The organism is Saccharopolyspora erythraea, assembly GCF_018141105.1.
In the GTDB taxonomy this organism is placed as follows: Bacteria; Actinomycetota; Actinomycetes; order Mycobacteriales; family Pseudonocardiaceae; genus Saccharopolyspora_D; species Saccharopolyspora_D erythraea_A.
The window spans coordinates 2,262,196-2,281,249 of the sequence record NZ_CP054839.1; the positions used below are offsets into that span (position 1 = coordinate 2,262,196).

At 68.5% G+C, this 19,054-nt stretch carries 14 protein-coding genes and 2 rRNA genes; 10 read left to right on the forward strand and 6 right to left on the reverse strand.

Going from position 1 to position 19,054, the window contains the following annotated elements:
• Positions 1-120: 120 nt before the first annotated feature.
• The 6 genes from HUO13_RS10455 to HUO13_RS10480 all read left to right on the forward strand — a co-directional run bounded on the left by HUO13_RS10455 (position 121) and on the right by HUO13_RS10480 (position 9,735).
• Positions 121-3,193: ribosomal RNA gene (locus tag HUO13_RS10455) — 23S ribosomal RNA — on the forward strand.
• Between the two features lie 121 nt (positions 3,194-3,314).
• Positions 3,315-3,431 (forward strand): 5S ribosomal RNA (gene rrf, locus HUO13_RS10460).
• A 305-nt stretch (positions 3,432-3,736) separates the two neighbouring features.
• The gene (locus tag HUO13_RS10465) at positions 3,737-4,489 is read left to right on the forward strand and encodes a type 1 glutamine amidotransferase (RefSeq protein WP_211901209.1); all 753 of its coding nucleotides are present in this window, start codon (positions 3,737-3,739) and stop codon (positions 4,487-4,489) included.
• A gap of 53 nt (positions 4,490-4,542) precedes the next feature.
• Positions 4,543-7,605, forward strand: coding sequence for a bifunctional [glutamine synthetase] adenylyltransferase/[glutamine synthetase]-adenylyl-L-tyrosine phosphorylase (locus HUO13_RS10470; protein ID WP_211901210.1), 3,063 nt, complete (start codon positions 4,543-4,545; stop codon positions 7,603-7,605).
• Positions 7,606-7,665: 60 nt separating this feature from the next.
• Complete coding sequence (locus HUO13_RS10475) at positions 7,666-8,163, forward strand: GNAT family N-acetyltransferase (RefSeq protein WP_432757853.1); 498 nt, start codon at positions 7,666-7,668, stop codon at positions 8,161-8,163.
• A 705-nt stretch (positions 8,164-8,868) separates the two neighbouring features.
• Positions 8,869-9,735: an SMP-30/gluconolactonase/LRE family protein gene (locus HUO13_RS10480; RefSeq protein ID WP_211901212.1), complete on the forward strand. Its 867-nt coding sequence runs from the start codon at positions 8,869-8,871 to the stop codon at positions 9,733-9,735.
• A gap of 168 nt (positions 9,736-9,903) precedes the next feature.
• Here the strand turns inward: HUO13_RS10480 and glnA are convergent, their stop codons facing one another.
• On the reverse strand, positions 9,904-11,328 hold the full coding sequence (gene glnA / locus HUO13_RS10485) for a type I glutamate--ammonia ligase (RefSeq protein WP_211901213.1): 1,425 nt from the start codon (positions 11,326-11,328) through the stop codon (positions 9,904-9,906).
• Between the two features lie 198 nt (positions 11,329-11,526).
• Between glnA and HUO13_RS10490 the strand changes: the two genes are divergently transcribed.
• Positions 11,527-11,985: an RDD family protein gene (locus HUO13_RS10490; RefSeq protein ID WP_432757833.1), complete on the forward strand. Its 459-nt coding sequence runs from the start codon at positions 11,527-11,529 to the stop codon at positions 11,983-11,985.
• A gap of 59 nt (positions 11,986-12,044) precedes the next feature.
• Here HUO13_RS10490 and HUO13_RS10495 read toward each other — a convergent pair whose 3' ends face one another.
• The 3 genes from HUO13_RS10495 to HUO13_RS10505 all read right to left on the reverse strand — a co-directional run bounded on the left by HUO13_RS10495 (position 12,045) and on the right by HUO13_RS10505 (position 14,881).
• On the reverse strand, positions 12,045-12,776 hold the full coding sequence (locus tag HUO13_RS10495) for a DUF4191 domain-containing protein (protein WP_211901214.1): 732 nt from the start codon (positions 12,774-12,776) through the stop codon (positions 12,045-12,047).
• 101 nt (positions 12,777-12,877) lie between these two features.
• Positions 12,878-13,879 carry a lipoyl synthase gene (gene lipA / locus HUO13_RS10500; RefSeq protein WP_211901215.1) on the reverse strand — a complete coding sequence of 334 codons (1,002 nt, stop codon included), beginning with the start codon at positions 13,877-13,879 and terminating at the stop codon, positions 12,878-12,880.
• 66 nt (positions 13,880-13,945) lie between these two features.
• Positions 13,946-14,881: an oxidoreductase gene (locus tag HUO13_RS10505; RefSeq protein ID WP_211901216.1), complete on the reverse strand. Its 936-nt coding sequence runs from the start codon at positions 14,879-14,881 to the stop codon at positions 13,946-13,948.
• An 82-nt stretch (positions 14,882-14,963) separates the two neighbouring features.
• On the opposite strand from HUO13_RS10505, the gene HUO13_RS10510 reads away from it, so the two are divergent.
• A complete protein-coding gene (locus HUO13_RS10510; protein ID WP_211901217.1) occupies positions 14,964-15,800 on the forward strand; it encodes a hypothetical protein in 837 nt (278 codons plus the stop codon).
• On the opposite strand, the gene HUO13_RS10515 is transcribed toward HUO13_RS10510, so the two are convergent.
• Positions 15,751-16,635 carry a dihydrodipicolinate synthase family protein gene (locus HUO13_RS10515; protein ID WP_211901218.1) on the reverse strand — a complete coding sequence of 295 codons (885 nt, stop codon included), beginning with the start codon at positions 16,633-16,635 and terminating at the stop codon, positions 15,751-15,753. The two genes, HUO13_RS10510 and HUO13_RS10515, sit on opposite strands and share 50 nt — an antisense overlap.
• Positions 16,636-16,731: 96 nt before the next feature.
• Between HUO13_RS10515 and HUO13_RS10520 the strand changes: the two genes are divergently transcribed.
• Positions 16,732-17,613 (forward strand): LysR family transcriptional regulator, encoded by an 882-nt coding sequence (locus tag HUO13_RS10520; RefSeq protein WP_211901219.1) that lies wholly within the window; start codon positions 16,732-16,734, stop codon positions 17,611-17,613.
• A gap of 195 nt (positions 17,614-17,808) precedes the next feature.
• On the opposite strand, the gene HUO13_RS10525 is transcribed toward HUO13_RS10520, so the two are convergent.
• Positions 17,809-18,318 (reverse strand): hypothetical protein, encoded by a 510-nt coding sequence (locus tag HUO13_RS10525; protein WP_211901220.1) that lies wholly within the window; start codon positions 18,316-18,318, stop codon positions 17,809-17,811.
• A gap of 113 nt (positions 18,319-18,431) precedes the next feature.
• Between HUO13_RS10525 and HUO13_RS10530 the strand changes: the two genes are divergently transcribed.
• Positions 18,432-19,049, forward strand: a complete 618-nt coding sequence (locus HUO13_RS10530) for a TetR/AcrR family transcriptional regulator (protein ID WP_211901221.1) — start codon at positions 18,432-18,434, stop codon at positions 19,047-19,049.
• Positions 19,050-19,054 lie beyond the last annotated feature (5 nt).

The following is a 19,054-nucleotide window of genomic DNA, read 5'->3' on the forward strand; positions in this document are numbered from 1 at the left end:
CAATGTTGTGTGTGTTGGTGTGGAGGTTGTTGGCACGTTGTTGGGTCCTGAGGGAACACGCTTGTGTGTTGTCTTCTGGTTGTTGTTTGAGAACTGTATAGTGGATGCGAGCATCTTTGTGGCCAAGTTTGAAAGGGCACATGGTGGATGCCTTGGCACCAGGAGCCGATGAAGGACGTGGGAGGCTGCGATATGCCTCGGGGAGTTGTCAACCGAGCTGTGATCCGAGGATGTCCGAATGGGGAAACCCAGCCCGAGTGATGTCGGGTTACCAGCATCTGAATGTATAGGGTGTTGGGGGGAACGCGGGGAAGTGAAACATCTTAGTACCCGTAGGAAGAGAAAACACTGGTGATTCCGTGAGTAGTGGCGAGCGAAAGCGGAGGAGGCTAAACCGTGCATGTGGGATACCTGGCAGGGGTTGCGTGTGCGGTGTTGTGGGGCGCTGCTGGAGGAGGCTGCTGACTCTTCAGCGTGTGTGTGTTGGTTAGTTGAACAGGTTGGGATGCCTGGCCGGAGTGGGTGAGAGTCCCGTAGGCGAAAATCGATGCACTGCGTGTGGTGGTGTTCCCGAGTAGCAGCGTTTCCGTGGAGGGCGCTGTGAATCTGGCGGGACCACTCGCTAAGCCTAAATACTTCCTGGTGACCGATAGCGGATAGTACCGTGAGGGAATGGTGAAAAGTACCCCGGGAGGGGAGTGAAAGAGTTCCTGAAACCGTGTGCCTACAATCCGTCAGAGCCTTTGGGTGATGGCGTGCCTTTTGAAGAATGAGCCTGCGAGTTGCTGCTGCGTGGCGAGGTTAACCCGTGTGTGGGGTAGCCGGAGCGAAAGCGAGTCTGAAGAGGGCGTTGAGTCGCGTGGTGCAGACCCGAAGCGGGGTGATCTACCCATGGCCAGGGTGAAGCGCGGGTAAGACCGTGTGGAGGCCCGAACCCACCAGGGTTGAAAACCTGGGGGATGAGTTGTGGGTAGGGGTGAAAGGCCAATCAAACTCCGTGATAGCTGGTTCTCCCCGAAATGCATTTAGGTGCAGCGTTGCGTGTTTCCCGGGTGGGGTAGAGCACTGGTTGGCTGATGGGCCCTATCAGGTTACTGACGTCAGCCAAACTCCGAATACGCCTTGGGTGAAGCGTGGCAGTGAGACGGCGGGGGAGAAGCTTCGTCGTCGAGAGGGAAACAGCCCAGAACACCGGCTAAGGCCCCTAAGTGTGTGCTTAGTGGGAAAGGATGTGGGATCGCTGAGACAACCAGGAGGTTGGCTTAGAAGCAGCCATCCTTGAAAGAGTGCGTAATAGCTCACTGGTCAAGTGGTCCTGCGCCGACAATGTAGCGGGGCTGAAGTACACCGCCGAAGCCGTGTCAATGCGACTGATGTTGTGTTGGGTAGGGGAGCGTCCTGCATGCAGTGAAGTGCCGCCGTAAGGTTGGTGTGGAGTGTGTGGGAGTGAGAATGCAGGCATGAGTAGCGAGTGCAGAGTGAGAATCTCTGCCGCCGGATGACTAAGGGTTCCTGGGGCAGGTTCGTCCGCCCAGGGTGAGTCGGGGCCTAAGGCGAGGCCGACAGGCGTAGTCGATGGATAACGGGTTGATATTCCCGTACCCGTGCATATGCGTCCATGGTGAAACGGTTGAGACTAACCATCCGCTGGCTGTGTGAGTTTTCGGACGAGCATGGTTGGTGCATGGGACCTGATTCCGCGGTAGTCAAGTGATGGGGTGACGCAGGAGGGTAGCTCTGCCAGTGAGTGGTAGTACTGGTGTAAGCCTGTAGCCCGGTGTGTAGGTAAATCCGCATGCCATAGGGGTGAGGGGTGATGCGTAGCCGTGGTGGTGAAGTGAGTGATCCCATGCTGCCGAGAAAAGCCTCTAGCGAGTGTGTGCATGGCCCGTACCCGAAACCGACACAGGTGGTCAGGTAGAGTATACCGAGGCGGTCGGGTGAACTGTGGTTAAGGAATTCGGCAAAATGCCCCCGTAACTTCGGGAGAAGGGGGGCCATTGCTGGTGAACGTCCGTGCGGCGGGAGCTGGTGGTGGCCGCAGAGGCCAGGGAGAAGCGACTGTTTATTAAAAACACAGGTCCGTGCGAAGTCGTAAGACGATGTATACGGACTGACGCCTGCCCGGTGCTGGAACGTTAAGAGGACCCGTTAGCCCCTTTGGGGGTGAAGCGGAGAATTTAAGCGCCAGTAAACGGCGGTGGTAACTATAACCATCCTAAGGTAGCGAAATTCCTTGTCGGGTAAGTTCCGACCTGCACGAATGGCGTAACGACTTCTCCGCTGTCTCGACCACAGGCCCGGTGAAATTGCAGTACGAGTAAAGATGCTCGTTTCGCGCGGCAGGACGGAAAGACCCCGGGACCTTTACTATAGCTTGGTATTGGTGTTTGGTTCGGCTTGTGTAGGATAGGTGGGAGACTGGGAAGCGCTCACGCTAGTGGGTGTGGAGTCGTTGTTGAAATACCACTCTGGTCGTTCTGGGCATCTTAACCTCGGGCCCTGATCGGGTTCAGGGACAGTGCCTGGTGGGTAGTTTAACTGGGGCGGTTGCCTCCTAAAGGGTAACGGAGGCGCCCAAAGGTTCCCTCAGCCTGGTTGGCAATCAGGTGTTGAGTGTAAGTGTATAAGGGAGCTTGACTGTGAGACTGACGGGTCGAGCAGGTGCGAAAGCAGGGACTAGTGATCCGGCACTGGCTGGTGGAAGCGGTGTCGCTCAACGGATAAAAGGTACCCCGGGGATAACAGGCTGATCTTGCCCAAGAGTCCATATCGACGGCATGGTTTGGCACCTCGATGTCGGCTCGTCGCATCCTGGGGCTGGAGTTGGTCCCAAGGGTTGGGCTGTTCGCCCATTAAAGCGGCACGCGAGCTGGGTTTAGAACGTCGTGAGACAGTTCGGTCCCTATCCGCCGCGCGCGTAGGAGACTTGCGGAAGGCTGTCCCTAGTACGAGAGGACCGGGACGGACGGACCTCTGGTGTGCCAGTTGTCCCGCCAGGGGCATGGCTGGTTGGCTATGTTCGGAAGGGATAACCGCTGAAAGCATCTAAGCGGGAAGCCTGTTCCTAGATGAGGTCTCCCTCCCCTTTGTGGGTTAAGGCCCCCAAGAGATGATTGGGTTGATAGGCTCGACATGGAAGTCCAGTAATGGATGGAGTGGACGGGTACTAATAGGCCGAGGACTTGTTCACAAAGGTTGCTGCGCATCCACTATACGGTGTCTGAGACAACAATCAGGCACATAATTGAATGGTCTGTGATGGACCCTTGAGGTTTCCTGCCTGCACGTGGGTGTGTGGTGGGGTGGGGTTTGTCGGTGGCGATAGCGGTGGGGAAACGCCCGGTCCCTTTCCGAACCCGGAAGCTAAGCCTGCCAGCGCCGATGGTACTGCACTCGACAGGGTGTGGGAGAGTAGGACACCGCCGACAATCAACGAGAGATGGTGGGGTCACCCGAGTATTCGGGTGGCCCCACCTTTTTTGTGTTTTTTGGGGCGTGTTGGGGTGTGTGGTGGCGGGGGAGCTGTCCGACGGGGCGGAACCTGTGGGTTGTGGTGTGTGGGGCTGCTCCGGGTCGGGGCCGCCCCTTCTTGTTGGGCTTGTGGGGTGCTGGGGTGGTTGTGGGCGAGAGCCGGCGAGCCGTCCGGGTGGGTTGGTCGGGCTTGTGGCTGGTGCTTCGCGGTAGGTGATGTGGCCTGGTCGGGGGTGGTGGGGGAGCGCGTAGGCTCCGGGCCATGGGTGGTGTTCGGATTCTCGTGGTGCAGCCGTCGGCGCTCGATCCGGTGGGGACGTTGGGGGACTGGCTCACCGGTGCGGGGGCGCAGCTCGAGGTGCTCGTGCCCGCCGAGCAGGGGTTGCCCGACGAGCTGACCGGTTTCGACGCGCTCGTCGTCCTCGGTGGGGAGATGAGCGCCTACGACGATGCCGACCATCCGTGGCTGGCCGACGTTCGGCGGCTGCTCAGCAGGGCTGTGGCCGGGAAGGTGCCGGTGCTCGCCATCTGCCTCGGCGCCCATCTTCTGGCCGCGGCCACCGGTGGTCAGGTGCGGGCGGCGCGCAAGGGACCGGAGGCCGGCACGCTGCTCGTCGCGAAGCGGGACATCGCGATGGAGGACCCGCTGATCGGTCCGTTGCCGCTGACGCCCGACGTGTTCCAGTTCCACGGTGACGAGGTGAGCCCGCTGCCGCCTTCGGCGCGGCTGCTGGCTTCGTCGCCGAAGTGCGAGAACCAGATCTTCCGTGTTGGCGACTACGCCTACGGCCTGCAGTTCCACATCGAGACCACCACCGAGGTCGTGCTCGAATGGGAGCGCAGCATGCCCGAGATCGCCGAGGTCGTCCGGCCGGGCCAACTGGAGCCCGACTACCTCGACGCCTTCCACGAAGACCTGGCGGAAACGTGGCGGCCGGTCGCCGAGCGCTTCGTCGAGCTGGCCGCCACCCCTCCCGCGGATCGTCCCGTGAGCAGGCACCTCCCGCTGGTGTGATCACGTCGTCGGGTCGCTTCGGCGACGGGGTCGAGTAGGACTACGGTTCGACCATGGCCAACAGCGGTTCGCCTCGTTCAGGCTCGGTGCCGTCGCCGGCCCGCTACGGGTTCAGCGACGCGGCACGTGCGGAAGGGCAACTGCGCGCCGCCGGATGGTGGACGGACTCGGGGCCGACCAGCACTGCCGAGCCGGTCCTGGCCGCCCTGTCCAGGGCTCCCGACCCCGAACTCGCTCTGCACTCGGTCGACCGCCTGCGCGAATCCATGGGCGACGGGTGGGGCGAGCTTTCCGAGGACCTCACCACCGATGCGGGGCTGCGCGGACGGCTCGTCGGAGTCCTCGGAGCCTCCAGAGCACTGGTGGACCACCTGGTGGCCCACCCGGACCACTGGCGGCGGTTGCGTTCGGACGAAGGCTCGCCGCTCAAGTCGCTCGACGAGTACACCTCCGTGCTGCTGGAAGCGGTCGAAGCCGGGGACGGCAGCGGTCCATCGGGCACGGCGGACGGCCCGGTGGCTGGCCTGCGCGGCCAGGACGCGGTGAGCGCGTTGCGCGCCGGCTACCGCGCGCTGCTGCTCGACGTCGCGGCTGCCGACCTGGCGAGTGTGGTGGAGCCGGACGTGCCGGTGATGGCCTACGAGGACGTCGCCGCCCTGTTGTCGGACGTGGCGGTGGCCGCGCTTCGGGCCGCGCTGTCGGTGGCGGTGGCCGAGCTCGCGCACTCCGGTGTCGACCTGACCGAGGAGCCTGCGCGCCTGGCGGTGATCGCCATGGGCAAGTGCGGCGGCCACGAGCTGAACTACGTCAGCGACGTCGACGTCGTCTTCGTCGCCGACGACGAGAAGGACATCGCGGGGGCTACGCGGCTCGCCAGCATGATGATGCGCATCGCGAGCGCGTCGTTCTTCGAGGTCGACGCCGCGCTGCGGCCCGAGGGCAAGGCGGGCGCGCTGGTGCGCACGCTCGACGGCCACCTGAACTACTACCGCCGCTGGGCCCGCACGTGGGAGTTCCAGGCGCTGCTCAAAGCCCGCCCGGTGGCGGGTGACGCCGATCTGGGGCAGCGGTACCTGGAGGCGGTCCAGCCGCTGGTGTGGACGGCGTCGGAGCGCGAGGGGTTCGTCTCCGACGTGCAGTCGATGCGCCGCAGGGTTGAGGACCACGTGCCGGCCGAGCTGTCGGACCGGGAGCTGAAGCTGGGGCGCGGTGGACTGCGCGACGTGGAGTTCGCGGTGCAGCTACTGCAGATGGTGCACGGACGCGGCGACGACACGTTGCGTACCTCGACCACTGTGGACGCGCTGCGCGCCCTGGGTGAGGGCGGGTACGTGGCGCGGTCCGACGCCGCCGACCTCATGGACTCCTACCGCTTCCTGCGGGGCCTGGAGCACCGGTTGCAGCTGCGCAGGCTGCGTCGCACCCACCTGTTCCCCGCGACCGACGACGCCGAGGAGCTGCACTTCCTGGCACGGGCGGCCGGGCTGCGCTCCAGCGGCCGGCGCAGCGCCGGCTCGGTGCTGGTCGCGGAGTTCCGCAGGCACAGCAGCCGTGTCCGGCGGTTGCACGAGAAGCTGTTCTACCGGCCGCTGCTGGAGGCGGTGGCCAAGGTGCCGACGGAGGCGCTGCGGCTGACCACCGGTGCCGCGGTGGAGCGGCTGGCGGCGCTCGGCTACTCCTCGCCGGAGGGCGCGCTGCGGCACATCGAGGCCCTGACGTCCGGGATGTCGCGGCGGGCGAGCATCCAGGGCGCGCTGCTGCCGATGCTGCTGGACCTGCTGGCAAACACTCCGGACCCCGACGGGGGGCTGCTGGCCTACCGGAAGGTGTCGGAGGCGCTGGCCGAAACGCCCTGGTACCTGCGGCTGCTGCGGGACGAGGGCGTGGTCGCGGAGCGCCTGGCGCTGCTGCTCGGGACCTCGAAGCTGGTGCCCGAACTGCTGGTGCGCGCGCCGGAGGTGCTGCGGCTGCTGTCGGACACGCCCGCTCTCGCCGAGCGAGACCCAGGAGAGGTGGCGCAGTCGTTGCGCAGCGCGGTCGGGCGGTACTCGGAGCCGGAGCGAGCGGTGGCCGCCGCGCGTTCGCTGCGGCGCCACGAGCTGCTGCGCATCGCGTGCGCGGACCTGCTGGGGCTGATGGAGCCGACGTCGGTGTTCCGGGCGCTGTCGAGCGTCTGGGTGGCCGTGCTGGAGGCGGCGCTGGACGTCTCGGTGCGTTCGGTGGGCGCTCGGTCGGATTGGGGCTCGGTACCGGCGCGCATCGCCGTCATCGGCATGGGCAGGCTCGGCGGGGCGGAGCTGGGATACGGCTCCGACGCCGACGTGATGTTCGTGTGCGAGCCGGTCGGGGACGCCGACGACACCACCGCGGTCAAGTTCTCCACCGCGGTCGTGGAGCAGGTGCGGCGGCTGCTCGGCTCGCCGAGCCAGGACCCGCCGCTGGAGGTCGACATCGACCTGCGTCCGGAAGGCAAGCGGGGCCCGGTGGTCCGGACGCTGGACTCCTACCTGAACTACTACCGGCGGTGGTCCGAGGTGTGGGAGGCGCAGGCTCTGCTGCGGGCACGCCCGGTCGCCGGTGATGCGGACCTTGGCGACCGGTTCTGCCGCGCCATCGACCCGATGCGCTACCCGGAAGGCGGCCTGGACGAGGTGAAGATCCGCGAGATCCGCCGGATCAAGGCGCGGGTCGACTCCGAGCGGCTGCCCAGGGGAGCGGACCCGGCGACGCACACCAAGCTCGGGCGCGGAGGGCTGGCCGACGTCGAGTGGACGTTGCAGCTGCTGCAACTGCGCTTCGGTCACGACAACGAGGAGCTGCGGACCACCTCGACCGTCGAGGGGCTGGCCGCCGCGGCGCGACTCGGTCTCCTGGAGCAGCAGCAGGCCGACGAGCTGACCGAGGCGTGGACGCTGGCGATGCGCGCCCGCAACGCGGTGATGCTGGTGCGGGGCAAGTCCGGCGACCAGCTTCCCAAGCAGACCCGCGAGCTGGTCGCGGTGGCCGCCGCGCTGGGATATCCGGCGGGGGTCGACACCGGTGAGGTCGTCGACGACTACCTGCGGGTGACCCGGCACGCGCGCACCGTCGTGGAGCACGTCTTCTACGAGGGATGATCGTCCATTGTGGATGATCAATGGCGGGAGGTGCCGCGTCCGAAGTAGGCTGGCGGTGTGGTGGATCGCATTCGACGAGCTGAAGAGGACGATCACGCGCGAATCGTCGAGGCCATCGGCACCTGGTGGTCGGACTCGCGCAGCCCGCAGGCCGCGCGGGAACTGTCCATGCTGGTGCCCAGACTGTTCCTGCAGCACTTCGCGGGCACGAGCCTCGTGATCGAGCGCGACGGCGGATTCCTGGGATTCCTGGTGGGTTTCGTGTCCCAGGACCACCCGGAGCAGGCCTACGTCCACTTCGTCGGAGTCGATCCCGCGCAGCGTCGCGGCGGTGTGGCGCGGCGCCTCTACGAGACGTTCTTCGACACCGTGCGGCGGGCCGGTTGCACGACGGTCAAGTGCATCACCTCGCCGGTCAACACCGGCTCGGTCGGTTTCCACCGCAGGATGGGTTTCTCGCTCGTTCCCGGTGACGACGAGGTCGACGGACTGCCGGTGCACAGCGATTACGACGGCCTCGGCCAGGACCGGGTGTGCTTCGTCCGGGAACTGGCCTAGCGGCGCGACTCTCTGCCCGTGCGGTGTGTTGCGGCAGCGCGCAAGTTCTCGGTCGACCAGTAGGCCGGAAGTCCTTTTCCTCGAGGCATCACCGCAATTGGTATATGACGTGAGCGGTGGTATCACGCGAATGGCAGAGTCGACCGTTGCGCGTTCCGGAATCGAATCGCGGAACGGCTGGGCCGATCGAGGTCGGCGTGTCATCATCGCCCGCAGTTGCGCATTCGCCACGAGAGGACGATTCCAGCGCTATTGGCGAAAAGCCCGGGCCTGACCCCCCGACATCGCTCGGGCCGGCGCCTTGCTCGGGCCGGTGGAATCCGGAGAGCGGTTTCGTTGGTAGCAACGCGGAACTGGGCTGACCGGCGCAGCTGCTTCCTCGCGTGCCGGGCGTTCAGCTGATCGGCCCAGCAGGAAGTGATCGGCACGGCAGCTGCGGCGATGGGCCGTACGGCCGACCGGGTCGCGGACGACCGGCGGTCGATGAGACGGACATCGCGGGCGTCGCAGGAGAATTCGGCTGCAATGGGATCAGCCGAAAGCTGAATTCCACCGCTTCCCAACGGATTCGGTGGATCGCACGAAAACCCGATCAACGCGATTCGTGGCCCGTTCGGCCGCTCACGGCGTGGCTGCTGCGCGGGTAGCCTGCCCTGAAGGGCTCATCCGTGCTTGACCAATGCGCGATCTGAACGGGAGTGCACGGTGTCGGAGAACTTCGAACTGCTCGTCCACCGCCAGGCGCTCTGCGGGGAAGGTCCGTTGTGGATGCCGACCCTCAATTGTGTTTACTGGGTGGACATCCTGCGGCGGGAATTGCACACCTACCACCGGGAATCCGGCATCGACGAGGTGCGGGTCCTGCCCGGGGTGGTGACCGCGCTCGCCGCGACCCGCAGCGGCCAGCTCATCGCGGCCGCCGACCGCGGGTTCGCCCGGCTCTACCCGGGGAGGGCGGCACTGGACCCGGTCACGGCGGTGCAGAGCGGCGACCGGATGAACGACGGGGCGTGCGACCCCGCGGGCCGGTTCGTGGCCGGCACGCTCACGCACGCCAACGACCCGCAGCGCAGCGCGCTGTTCCTGCTCGACGGCGGCCGGGCCCGGCCGATCGTGGACGGGCTGACGGTGGCCAACGGCGTGGCGTGGAGCCCGGACGGCTCGCGGATGTACCTGGTCGACACCGCGCCGAGGACGATCTGGGTCTACGACTACGACGTCGAGCGCGGGCGGGCCAGGAACGGGAGGCGGTGGATCGTGTGCTCGGACAGCGAGGGCAGGCCCGACGGCATCGCCGTGGACTCCGAGGGCGGGGTGTGGGTGGCGATGCACTGGTCGGGCCGCATCCACCGCTACGCGCCCAGCGGTGACCTCGAGACGGTGCTGTGGGCGCCGACCAGGAGGATCACCAGCATCGCCTTCGGTGGTCCGCGCCTGGACGAGATGTACGTGACCTCCGCGTGCTTCGGCTACGACGAGCGGGCACTGGTCGCCGACCCCTACGCCGGCGCGCTGTTCCGGTTCCGGCCGGGGACGTCCGGACTGTCGCTGGCGCCCTGGAACGGCCTGTAGTGCCGTCTGGAGGGCTCGCAGAGGGCTTGTAGCGCGCTCTCGAGGGGTCTGTGTCCCGCTGTCGGGACGTGCGGAATAATCCACTGTGGACAAAAGCTGTTTGGTCGGGAAAAGACGAGGGCCGGTGGCACCAGAGGTGCCACCGGCCCTGCCGTGCGCGTCAGTCGATCACACGTCGAAGTACAGCGCGAACTCGTGCGGGTGCGGACGCAGGCGGATCGGGTCGATCTCGTTCTCCCGCTTGAGGTTGATCCAGGTCTCGATCAGGTCCTCGGTGAACACGCCACCCTCGAGCAGGTAGTCGTGGTCGGTCTCCAGCCGGTCGATGACCTTGGACAGGCTGTCCGGCACCTGCGGGACGTTCTTGGCCTCCTCGGGCGGCAGCTCGTAGAGGTCCTTGTCGATCGGCTCGGCCGGCTCCATCTTGTTCTTGATGCCGTCCAGACCGGCCATCAGCATCGCGGCGAACGCCAGGTACGGGTTGCCCGACGGGTCCGGGCAGCGGAACTCGACGCGCTTGGCCTTCGGGTTCGAGCCGGTGATCGGGATCCGCATGCAGGCGGAGCGGTTGCGCTGCGAGTAGACCAGGTTCACCGGGGCCTCGAAGCCCGGCACCAGGCGGTGGTAGGAGTTCACCGTCGGGTTGGTGAAGGCCAGCAGGCTCGGCGCGTGGTGCAGGATGCCGCCGATGTAGTAGCGCGCGGTGTCCGAGAGGCCCGCGTAGCCGGATTCGTCGTGGAACAGCGGGTTGCCGTCCTGCCACAGCGACTGGTGGGCGTGCATGCCTGAACCGTTGTCGCCCAGCAGCGGCTTCGGCATGAACGTCGCGGTCTTGCCGTTCTGCCACGCGGTGTTCTTGATGATGTACTTGAACAGCTGGAGATCGTCAGCCGCGTGCAGCATCGTGTTGAACTTGTAGTTGATCTCGGCCTGGCCGCCGGTGCCGACCTCGTGGTGGGCGCGCTCGACGGTGAAGCCGGAGGCGATCAGCTGCTGGACCATCTGGTCGCGCAGGTCCGCGAAGTGGTCGTAGGGCGAGACCGGGAAGTAGCCGCCCTTCATCCGGGTCTTGTAGCCCCGGTTGCCGCCTTCCTCGTCGCGGCCGGTGTTCCACCAGCCCTCGATCGAGTCGACCTCGGCGAAGGACTTGTTGGCGGCCTCACCGAACTTGACCGAGTCGAAGATGTAGAACTCGGCCTCGGCGCCGAAGAAGGCGGTGTCGGCGATGCCCGACTCGGCCAGGTACTGCTCGGCCTTGCGCGCGATGTTGCGCGGGTCCCGGCTGTAGGGCTCCAACGTGAACGGGTCGTGCACGAAGAAGTTGAGGATCAGCGTCTTCTCGGCGCGGAACGGGTCGATCCTGGCGGTGTAGGGGTCGGGGAGCAGCAGCATGTCCGACTCGTGGATCGACTGGAACCCCCGGACCGACGAGCCGTCGAAGGCGAGCCCCTCGGTGAAGGCGTCCTGGTCGAAAGACGCGGCGGGCACCGTGAAGTGCTGCATGACGCCCGGCAGGTCGCAGAACCGGACATCGACGAACTTCACGTCCTCTTCGGAGATGAAGCGCAGGACCTCGTCTGGATTCTTGAACACCCTCGGTGGCTCCTTCACGCACTCGTACAGCTCACCGACGAGGAGCTGCCCGCCGGCTCGACTGCGACGGTATGTCAGCGTTGTTGCCCGGTCGTCACCCTTGTGTTTCGCGGGCGTTAACGAGCGCCCGAACGGGTGGTTCCGGTGCCCGGGTCGGGGCCACCGGCGCCCACCGCGTCAGGCCGTACCCTTGATGACGTGGGTAGATTGACCGGTTCGTGGTTGGACGGCGCGCAGGCCTCCGGCAACAACGATAACGACGACCGACCCCGGTGGCGCGGTGAGCGGCTGGGAATTCCGCGGAGCGGATCAGGGTCGGTGTCCGGGCCCGGCAGGCGGCTCGCGGCCTTCCTGGTCGACATCGCGCTCGCGTCGCTGGTGTCCTGGGCTTTCACGGCGCCGGCACCGCCGGGCAACTGGAGCCTGCTCGCCTGGTTCGTCATCACGGTCGTACCGGTGACCCTCTTCGGCGCGACCCCCGGCATGGTCCTGCTGCGGATCTGGGTCGCGCGCCTGGACGGCGGCGCGATGGTCGGCCCGTGGCGCGCGGTGGTCCGGGCGGCGCTGACGTTCCTGCTCATCCCGGCGGCCATCTGGAACTTCGACGGCCGCGCCTGGCACGACCGCCTCACCGGCACCATCGTCCTCAACCGCTGACCCTGGCAACACGAAGGCGCCCCGCCGGATCCGGCGGGGCGCCTTCCTGGTCTCAGTCGCTACTTCGACGAGCGGCGCATCGCCCGCTGGACGTTTCGCATCTTGGCGCCCTGCGGCATGGGGCCCTTGGGCATCGCGTTGCCCCGGCTGGCCAGCGCCGCGAGCCGGTTCTCCAGGGCGTCGATCTGGCCGGCGTTGATGTTGCGCGGAAGCTTCATCATGTGCGTCTGGAGCTTGCGCAGCGGCACCTGGCCTTCCTCGGTGCCCACCACGACCTCGTAGATCGGGGTGTCGCCGACCAGCCGGGCGATCCGCTTCTTCTCCTGCTGCAGGAGCGGCTTGAGCCTGCTCGGCGCGCCCTCGCCGACCAGCACGATGCCGGGCTTGCCGATGACGCGGTGCACGGCGTCGAGCTGCGTGGTGCCCGCGACGGCCTGCGACAGATTCCACTTGCCGCGCAGGTTCTCCAGCGCCCACCCGGCGGCACCGGGCTGGCCGTCGGCCTTGCGGTAGACGTTGGACTGCACCCGGCGGCCGAAGACGATCGTCGCGGCGAGCAGGCCCAGGGCCAGGCCCACGGGCAGGAACACCCACTGCAGGCCCCAGATGAGGCCGAGCAGGAACACCACGACGGAGACGCCGAGGAACGCCCCGATCATCAGCGGCAGGAGGAGCTTGTCCTCCCGGCGCTGCATCTTGAACGCCTCGAAGATCTGCTTGACGCGGCCCCGGGATGCCTTGCGCCGCTGCTTGGCCGCCTCTTTCTTGGCGGCCTTGTCCTGCTTGGCCATGGCTCTCAGGATACGGCGGCGGGTCCGGGCCGTGCAGCTACGGTCGCCGCAGCCTCCCGGGGGCAGGGTCGTGACCGCTTCGGTCACGGCCCCGTCGCTGGTCAGCGGGACAGCAGGCTGCTGGCTTCCTGCGCGGCGGTACCGGCCTTGGCCAGGTGCGCGAGGTTGTCCGGCAGCGGCATGCCGCGGTGCTCGGTGGCCTTGGCGTACAGGCGCCCGGCGCGGTAGCTGGAGCGCACGAGCGGCCCGGCCATCACACCGGGGAAGCCGAGCTCCTCGGCGGTGCGGGTGTGCTCGACGAACTCCTCCGGCTTGACCCAGCGCTCCACGGGGTGGTGGCGGGGGCTGGGGCGCAGGTACTGGGTGATGGTGATGATGTCGGTGCCCGCCTCGCGCAGGTCGCGCAGCGCGTCGGTGACCTCCTCGGGCGTCTCGCCCATGCCCAGGATGAGGTTGGACTTGGTCACCAGGCCGTCCTCGCGGGCCCGGGTGATGACCTCCAGCGACCGCTCGTAGCGAAACGCCGGACGGATCCGCTTGAAGATCCGCGGCACGGTCTCGACGTTGTGGGCCAGCACCTCCGGCCGGGAGCCGAAGACCTCGGCGAGCTGGCCGGGGTCGGCGTTGAAGTCCGGGATCAGCAGCTCGACGCCGATGCCGGGGTTGAGCTGGTGGATCTGGCGCACCGTCTCGGCGTACAGCCAGGCGCCGCCGTCCTCGAGGTCGTCGCGCGCGACACCGGTGACCGTGGAGTAGCGCAGCCCCATCGCCTGCACCGACTCGGCGACCCGGCGCGGCTCCTCCACGTCGAGCTCGGCGGGCTTGCCGGTGTCGATCTGGCAGAAGTCGCAGCGGCGGGTGCACTGGTCACCCCCGATGAGGAAGGTGGCCTCGCGGTCCTCCCAGCACTCGAAGATGTTCGGACAGCCCGCCTCCTCGCAGACGGTGTGCAGTCCCTCCCGCTTCACCAGGCCCTTGAGCTCCTGGTACTCGGGTCCCATCCGAGCGCGGGTCTTGATCCACGATGGCTTCTTCTCGATAGGCGTCTGGCTGTTGCGCACCTCAAGACGCAACAGCTTCCGCCCCTCCGGCGCCGCAGTCACGCTGACAGGCTACGCCTCCGCGCGGAGGGCGCCGGAAGCGTGAGAACGGTCACCACCTGGACCGGGTCAGCTCGGGTCGGGTTCCACGCCGGTCAGCTCGGAGGTGGCGTTCCACAGCCGCCGGGCGGTGTGCTCGTCGCGGGCCGCGCGGGTCGTCTTCGCCGGCGCGGGGTGGCCGCGGACCTCGCGGAACCCGTCGGGGCCGTAGTACTCGCCGCCGCGCACGCCCGGCGCGGTGGCGGCGTGCAGCTGCGGCAGGATGCCCTGCTCCACCGGCTGGGTGATCAGCGAGCTGCCGAGCGCGACGGCCTTGGTGACCAGCGGCGGCGCCGAGCGCAGCCGCGCGGAGTTCTGGGGCAGCTCGGTCCGGCTCATGCCCGGGTGCGCGGCGACGCTGACGACGTCCATGCCGTGGTGGCGCAGCCGGCGGTCCAGCTCCAGGGCGAACATCAGGTTGGCGAGCTTGGCCTGGCCGTAGGCGCGGATGGGGGAGTAGCGGCGGCGGGTGTGGTCGAGGTCGTCGACGTCGACGGTGCCGAAGGTGTGGGCGAGGCTGGAGACGGTCACGACGCGGGCGCCCGCGCGCTGGCGCAGCGCGGGCATCAGGAGCCAGGTGAGCGCGGCGTGGCCGAGGTGGTTGGTGCCGATCTGCAGCTCGAAGCCGTCGTGGGTCGAGCGCCTGGGCGTGGCCATGACGCCCGCGTTGTTCATCAGCACGTCCAGGGCGTCGCCGGTGCGGTCGCGGACGTCGGCGGCGGCCTTGCGGACCGAGGCGAGGTCGGCGAGGTCGAGCTCGACCAGCTTCGGTTCGGTCTCGGCGACGGCGGCGACCTGGGCGAGCGCGGTGCGGCCGCGCTCGGGGCTGCGGCAGGCGAGCAGCACCTTCGCGCCACTGGCGGCCAGTGCGCGGGCGCTGTGCAGGCCCAGCCCCGAGTTGGCGCCGGTGATGAGCGCGGTGCGCCCGGACTGGTCCGGGATGTCGGCGGTGGTCCACTTGGCCATGGGCCATCCTTACCCGGACCGGGTGAATGGTGAAAGGGGTTAACCGAAATCGCGGGTGTGTCCGGGCGCATACTGCACCGCCGTGTCGGATTCGTGGTCGGTCCGGGTGCGGTGGCTGCCGTGGCGGCGGCTGGCGCGGCTGGGCATCGCCGGTGGCCGGTGGCCGAGGATGGTCGAGGGGCCGCTGTCGGTGCTCGCCCGGACGTTGTGGTTCGCGCTGTTCCTCCCCCTTCTGCTGGCTTGTCTCCTCGAACTGCTGGTGCTGTGGGTGCTGTTGCCGTTCGTGCTGGTGGGTCGCGTCCTGGGGCTGGGGTCGTGGTGGGTCGACCTGCGCAACCACGGATGCCGGGCGGGCACCTTCCGGGTGGCCGGCGCGCGTTCGGCGCGGAGCCTGCGCGGGGCGCTCACGGCGCACCTGCGGCGTGGGGGCGAACCGGGCGATGAAGGCGCCGCCAGGCTGGTCGCGGCCGAAGGCGCGGAGTTCGCACCCGTCGAGATCAGCACGCGGGACTGGGAACTGGTACTGCGACGGCTGAGCCCGCATGCGCGGCGGCGCTGGTTCCTGTGGCGGCGACGGCTGTCGATCGCCGACTCCCTCGACGTGCTGCCCGGCTGGCTCGGTGACGACCCGATCTCGGCGATCATCGCCATCCCGTTCGTGCTGCTGTTCGTGCTGTGCCTTGGCGGCGCGGTGCTGGAGCTGGTGGTCCAGATCGCGATCCTGCCCGTCGTCGTGCTGTTGCGGTTGGTGCGCGCGTTGTCGTGGCCGATCGAGGTCGTGCACCGCGGCAAGGCCGGGACGCGGCAGCAGGTCCACGGCTTCCTGCCGTCGGTGCGGGCGCGGCGGGAGCTGGCGGCGGGTCTGCGGCTCAGCCGACCGCGGCCGGCACCTCTTCGGCAGCTCGCGCCGCTGCGGTGACGGCCGCCGCGCCGGCGGGTAGCAGCGGGAGCCGGACGTCGGGAGTCGGGATGCGCCCGTGCGCGTGCAGGACGCCCTTGAGCACGGTCGGGTTCGGTTCGGCGAACAGCGCCCTGGCCAACGGGGCGAGGGAGTTGCCCAGCGAGCGGGCGCGGTGGACGTCACCGCAGCGCCATGCCGCGGCCAGCTCGACGAAAGCCGCGGTGTGCAGGTGGGCCGAGGCGAGGATGCCGCCGTGGGCGCCGAGCGCGAGCAGAGCGGGGGCGAACGCGTCGTCGCCGGCCAGCACCGCCAGACCGGGCGGGGTGTCGCCGAGCAGGTCGACGGTGTTCTGGTCGACGCACCCAGCGGACTGCTTGACCCCCACGACACCGGGTAGCGCGCCCAGCTCGCGCAGGCACTCCGCGCTCAGCGGCCGCGCCGTTCGGTACGGGATGTTGTAGACGACCAGCGGCACCGCGCTGACCTGCGACAGGTGCCGGAAGTGGGCGACCACGCCCGCCTCGGACGGGCGGGTGAAGTACGGGACCGTGACCAGCGCGGCATCGGCGTCGAGCGCGCGAAGCGCCTCGCCGGTGCGCCGCGTGTCGTTGGTGCCTGTGCCGACGACCAGCGTGGCGCCCCGTTCCCGGCACGCGCGGGCGCAGACCGCCACGACACGCGCGCGTTCGGACTCGTCGAGCGTCGCGGGCTCGCCGGTCGTGCCCAGCGCCACCACACCGGCCGCCCCCGCTTCCAGCACCGAGTGCGCGAGCGCCTCGACCGCGTCGTAGGCGACGTCTCCGCCGGTGGTGAAGGGTGTGACCAGGGGTACGTAGATGCCTGCCAGCTCCATGCCACTGACACTCGCGCACGGCGCTGTGCGGGTCCAGTTCGCATTCGTGCACAGATCATTAAGCTGAGCCGACGCTCGGGTCACTAGGCTGAGCCGATGCTCGATGTGCGGCGCCTGCGCCTGCTGCGCGAACTCGCTCACCGCGGCACCATCGCGGCGGTCGCCGACGCGCTGTCCTTCTCCCCGTCGGCGGTGTCCCAGCAGCTCAGCATCCTGGAGCGGGAGGCGGGCGTCGCGCTGCTGGAGCGCTCCGGGCGCCGGGTCGAACTCACCCAGAGCGGACGCGACCTGGTGGTGCACGCCGAGTCCGTGCTGGAGGTGCTGGAACGGGCCGCGGCCGACCTGGCCGGGGCGCGCGACGGGCTGGCCGGGCCGCTGCGGATCGGCACCTTCCCCTCGGCGGCCCGGATGCTGGCCGCGGGGCTGGCCGTCCTGGCCCGCGACCACCCGCGGCTGGAACCGATGGTCGACCAGATCGACCCTGCCGAGGTCGCGGGCGCGCTGCGCGGCTCCGAGCTCGACGTGGCCCTGGTGCACGACTACGACTTCGTGCCGCCCGAGCCCACACCGGGCCTGGACGGCGAACCGCTGCTGGAGGAGTGCCTGCACCTGGCGGCTCCGAGCGATTGGCGCGGCGCCGACGCCGACGACGCGATCGCCCGCTGGCGCGACGCGCCGTGGATCACCGCCCCGCCCGGCATGCTCTGCCACCGGATGGCGGTTCGGGCCTGCCAGTCCGCCGGGTTCGCGCCCCGGATCCGCCACCACATCGACGACTTCGCCGCGGTGCTCGGCTTCGTGGCGATGGAGCAGGGCGTGGCGATCGTCCCGCAGCTCGCGGCGGTCGACCCGCCGCCGGGAGTCGCGCTCACCGAGCTGCCGATGCACCGCAGGACGCGGATCAGCTACCGGCGGGGTGCCGACCGGCATCCCGCGGTGTCGGCGTTCATGCGGGCTATGCGGTCGGTGGTCAGCTGATCTCGTGCGGGGCGGTGGTGGACGTACTCGGCGGGCTCGTCCGGGTGCCGGATGGTGAAGCCCTCGCCGGACGGCACCCGGAACGGCGCCTGGACGAACTCGGCGCCCTGCTCGGGGAACTTCCGCTCGTACGGCCGGTTTCGGCGACCAACGGGGCTGCGGCTCCACGGGGTGACGCGGCCGCCGGTCGGCGTTTCAGCTGCTCGGGATGAGCTTGCGCAGCCGCAGCGCGCAGGTGCTGCGCTCGGGGGACTTCGGCGTTCCGCGCATCAGGCTCAGGAACGCGCCACCGACGCGGGAGATCTCCTCGGCCGGCTCGGAGTGCTCGGCGAGACCGGAGGCCAGGGCGAGCATCCGCTGTTCTCGCTCCAGAGCCGGGCGCAGCGCCGGGTCGCCGGCGTGGCGGTCCAGCACCGCGCGCAGGTCCGGGTTCCCGTCCGCGGTGCGGCGCCAGGCGGCGGTCACCGCCTGGACGCGGTCCACGCGCGGGTCCGCGTCGGCGTCGGCCAGCGCGATCCCGATCCGGCCGGTGAGCAGCTGCGTCCACTTGTAGTGCAGCGCGCGGAGCAGCTCCCCGGTGCTGGTGAAGACCTCGCTCGCCTGCGGCACGGCCTCGGGGGTGAGTTCCTCGGAGGGGTGGGCGGTGGCGTGGTCGAGAACCGCCTGGATCGCGCTCTGCCGCCGGTAGAAGTCGTGCCAACTCATGGTGCGTCCTCCGGGTGGCCTCGTGGCGTACCTCTGGTGTGCGACATACCGGGAGTATGTGCCTTCGAAGCTACCACGCGGACGTACCGTCGGTATGTCTTATGGTTGTGAGTATGGAAACAGCTCGATCGCGACGGGTGGAGTACTCCGAGACCACCCGCCGGGCACTGGTGGATTCGGCCGTCGAGCTGTTCACCGAGCACGGCTACGCCGGCACCTCGCTCGACGAGATCGCCAGGGCGGCCCGCGTCACCAAAGGCGCGCTCTACCACCACTTCGGCGGCAAGCAGGCGCTGTTCGAGGCAGCCTTCGAGGAGGTCGAGCGCCGGGCCACCGAGCGCATCTCATCGATGATCGCCGGCGCCGGGGTCCCCTGGGAGCGGATGCTGGCCGGGCTGAACGGGTTCCTGGAGGTCTGCCTGGAGCCCTCCTACCAGCGGATCGTCGTGCAGCAGGGCCCGGCGGTCATGGGCTGGGAGTGCTGGCGGGAGGCAGAGGAGCGCAGCACCTACGGCATGGTTCGCATCGTCGTCGGGCAGCTCATCGAGCAGGGCGAGATCGAGCCGCTGCCGCTGGAGGCGCTGACGCGGGTGGTCTACGGCGCGATGTCGGCGGGCGCGACGACCATCGCCGGCTCGCCGGAGCCCAAGACCACCAGCCAGGAGGTCGGCCGGTGCATGGAGCGGGTCATGGAGGGCCTGCGCACCTCCGGCACCGCGGCGGCGGGATAGCCTCG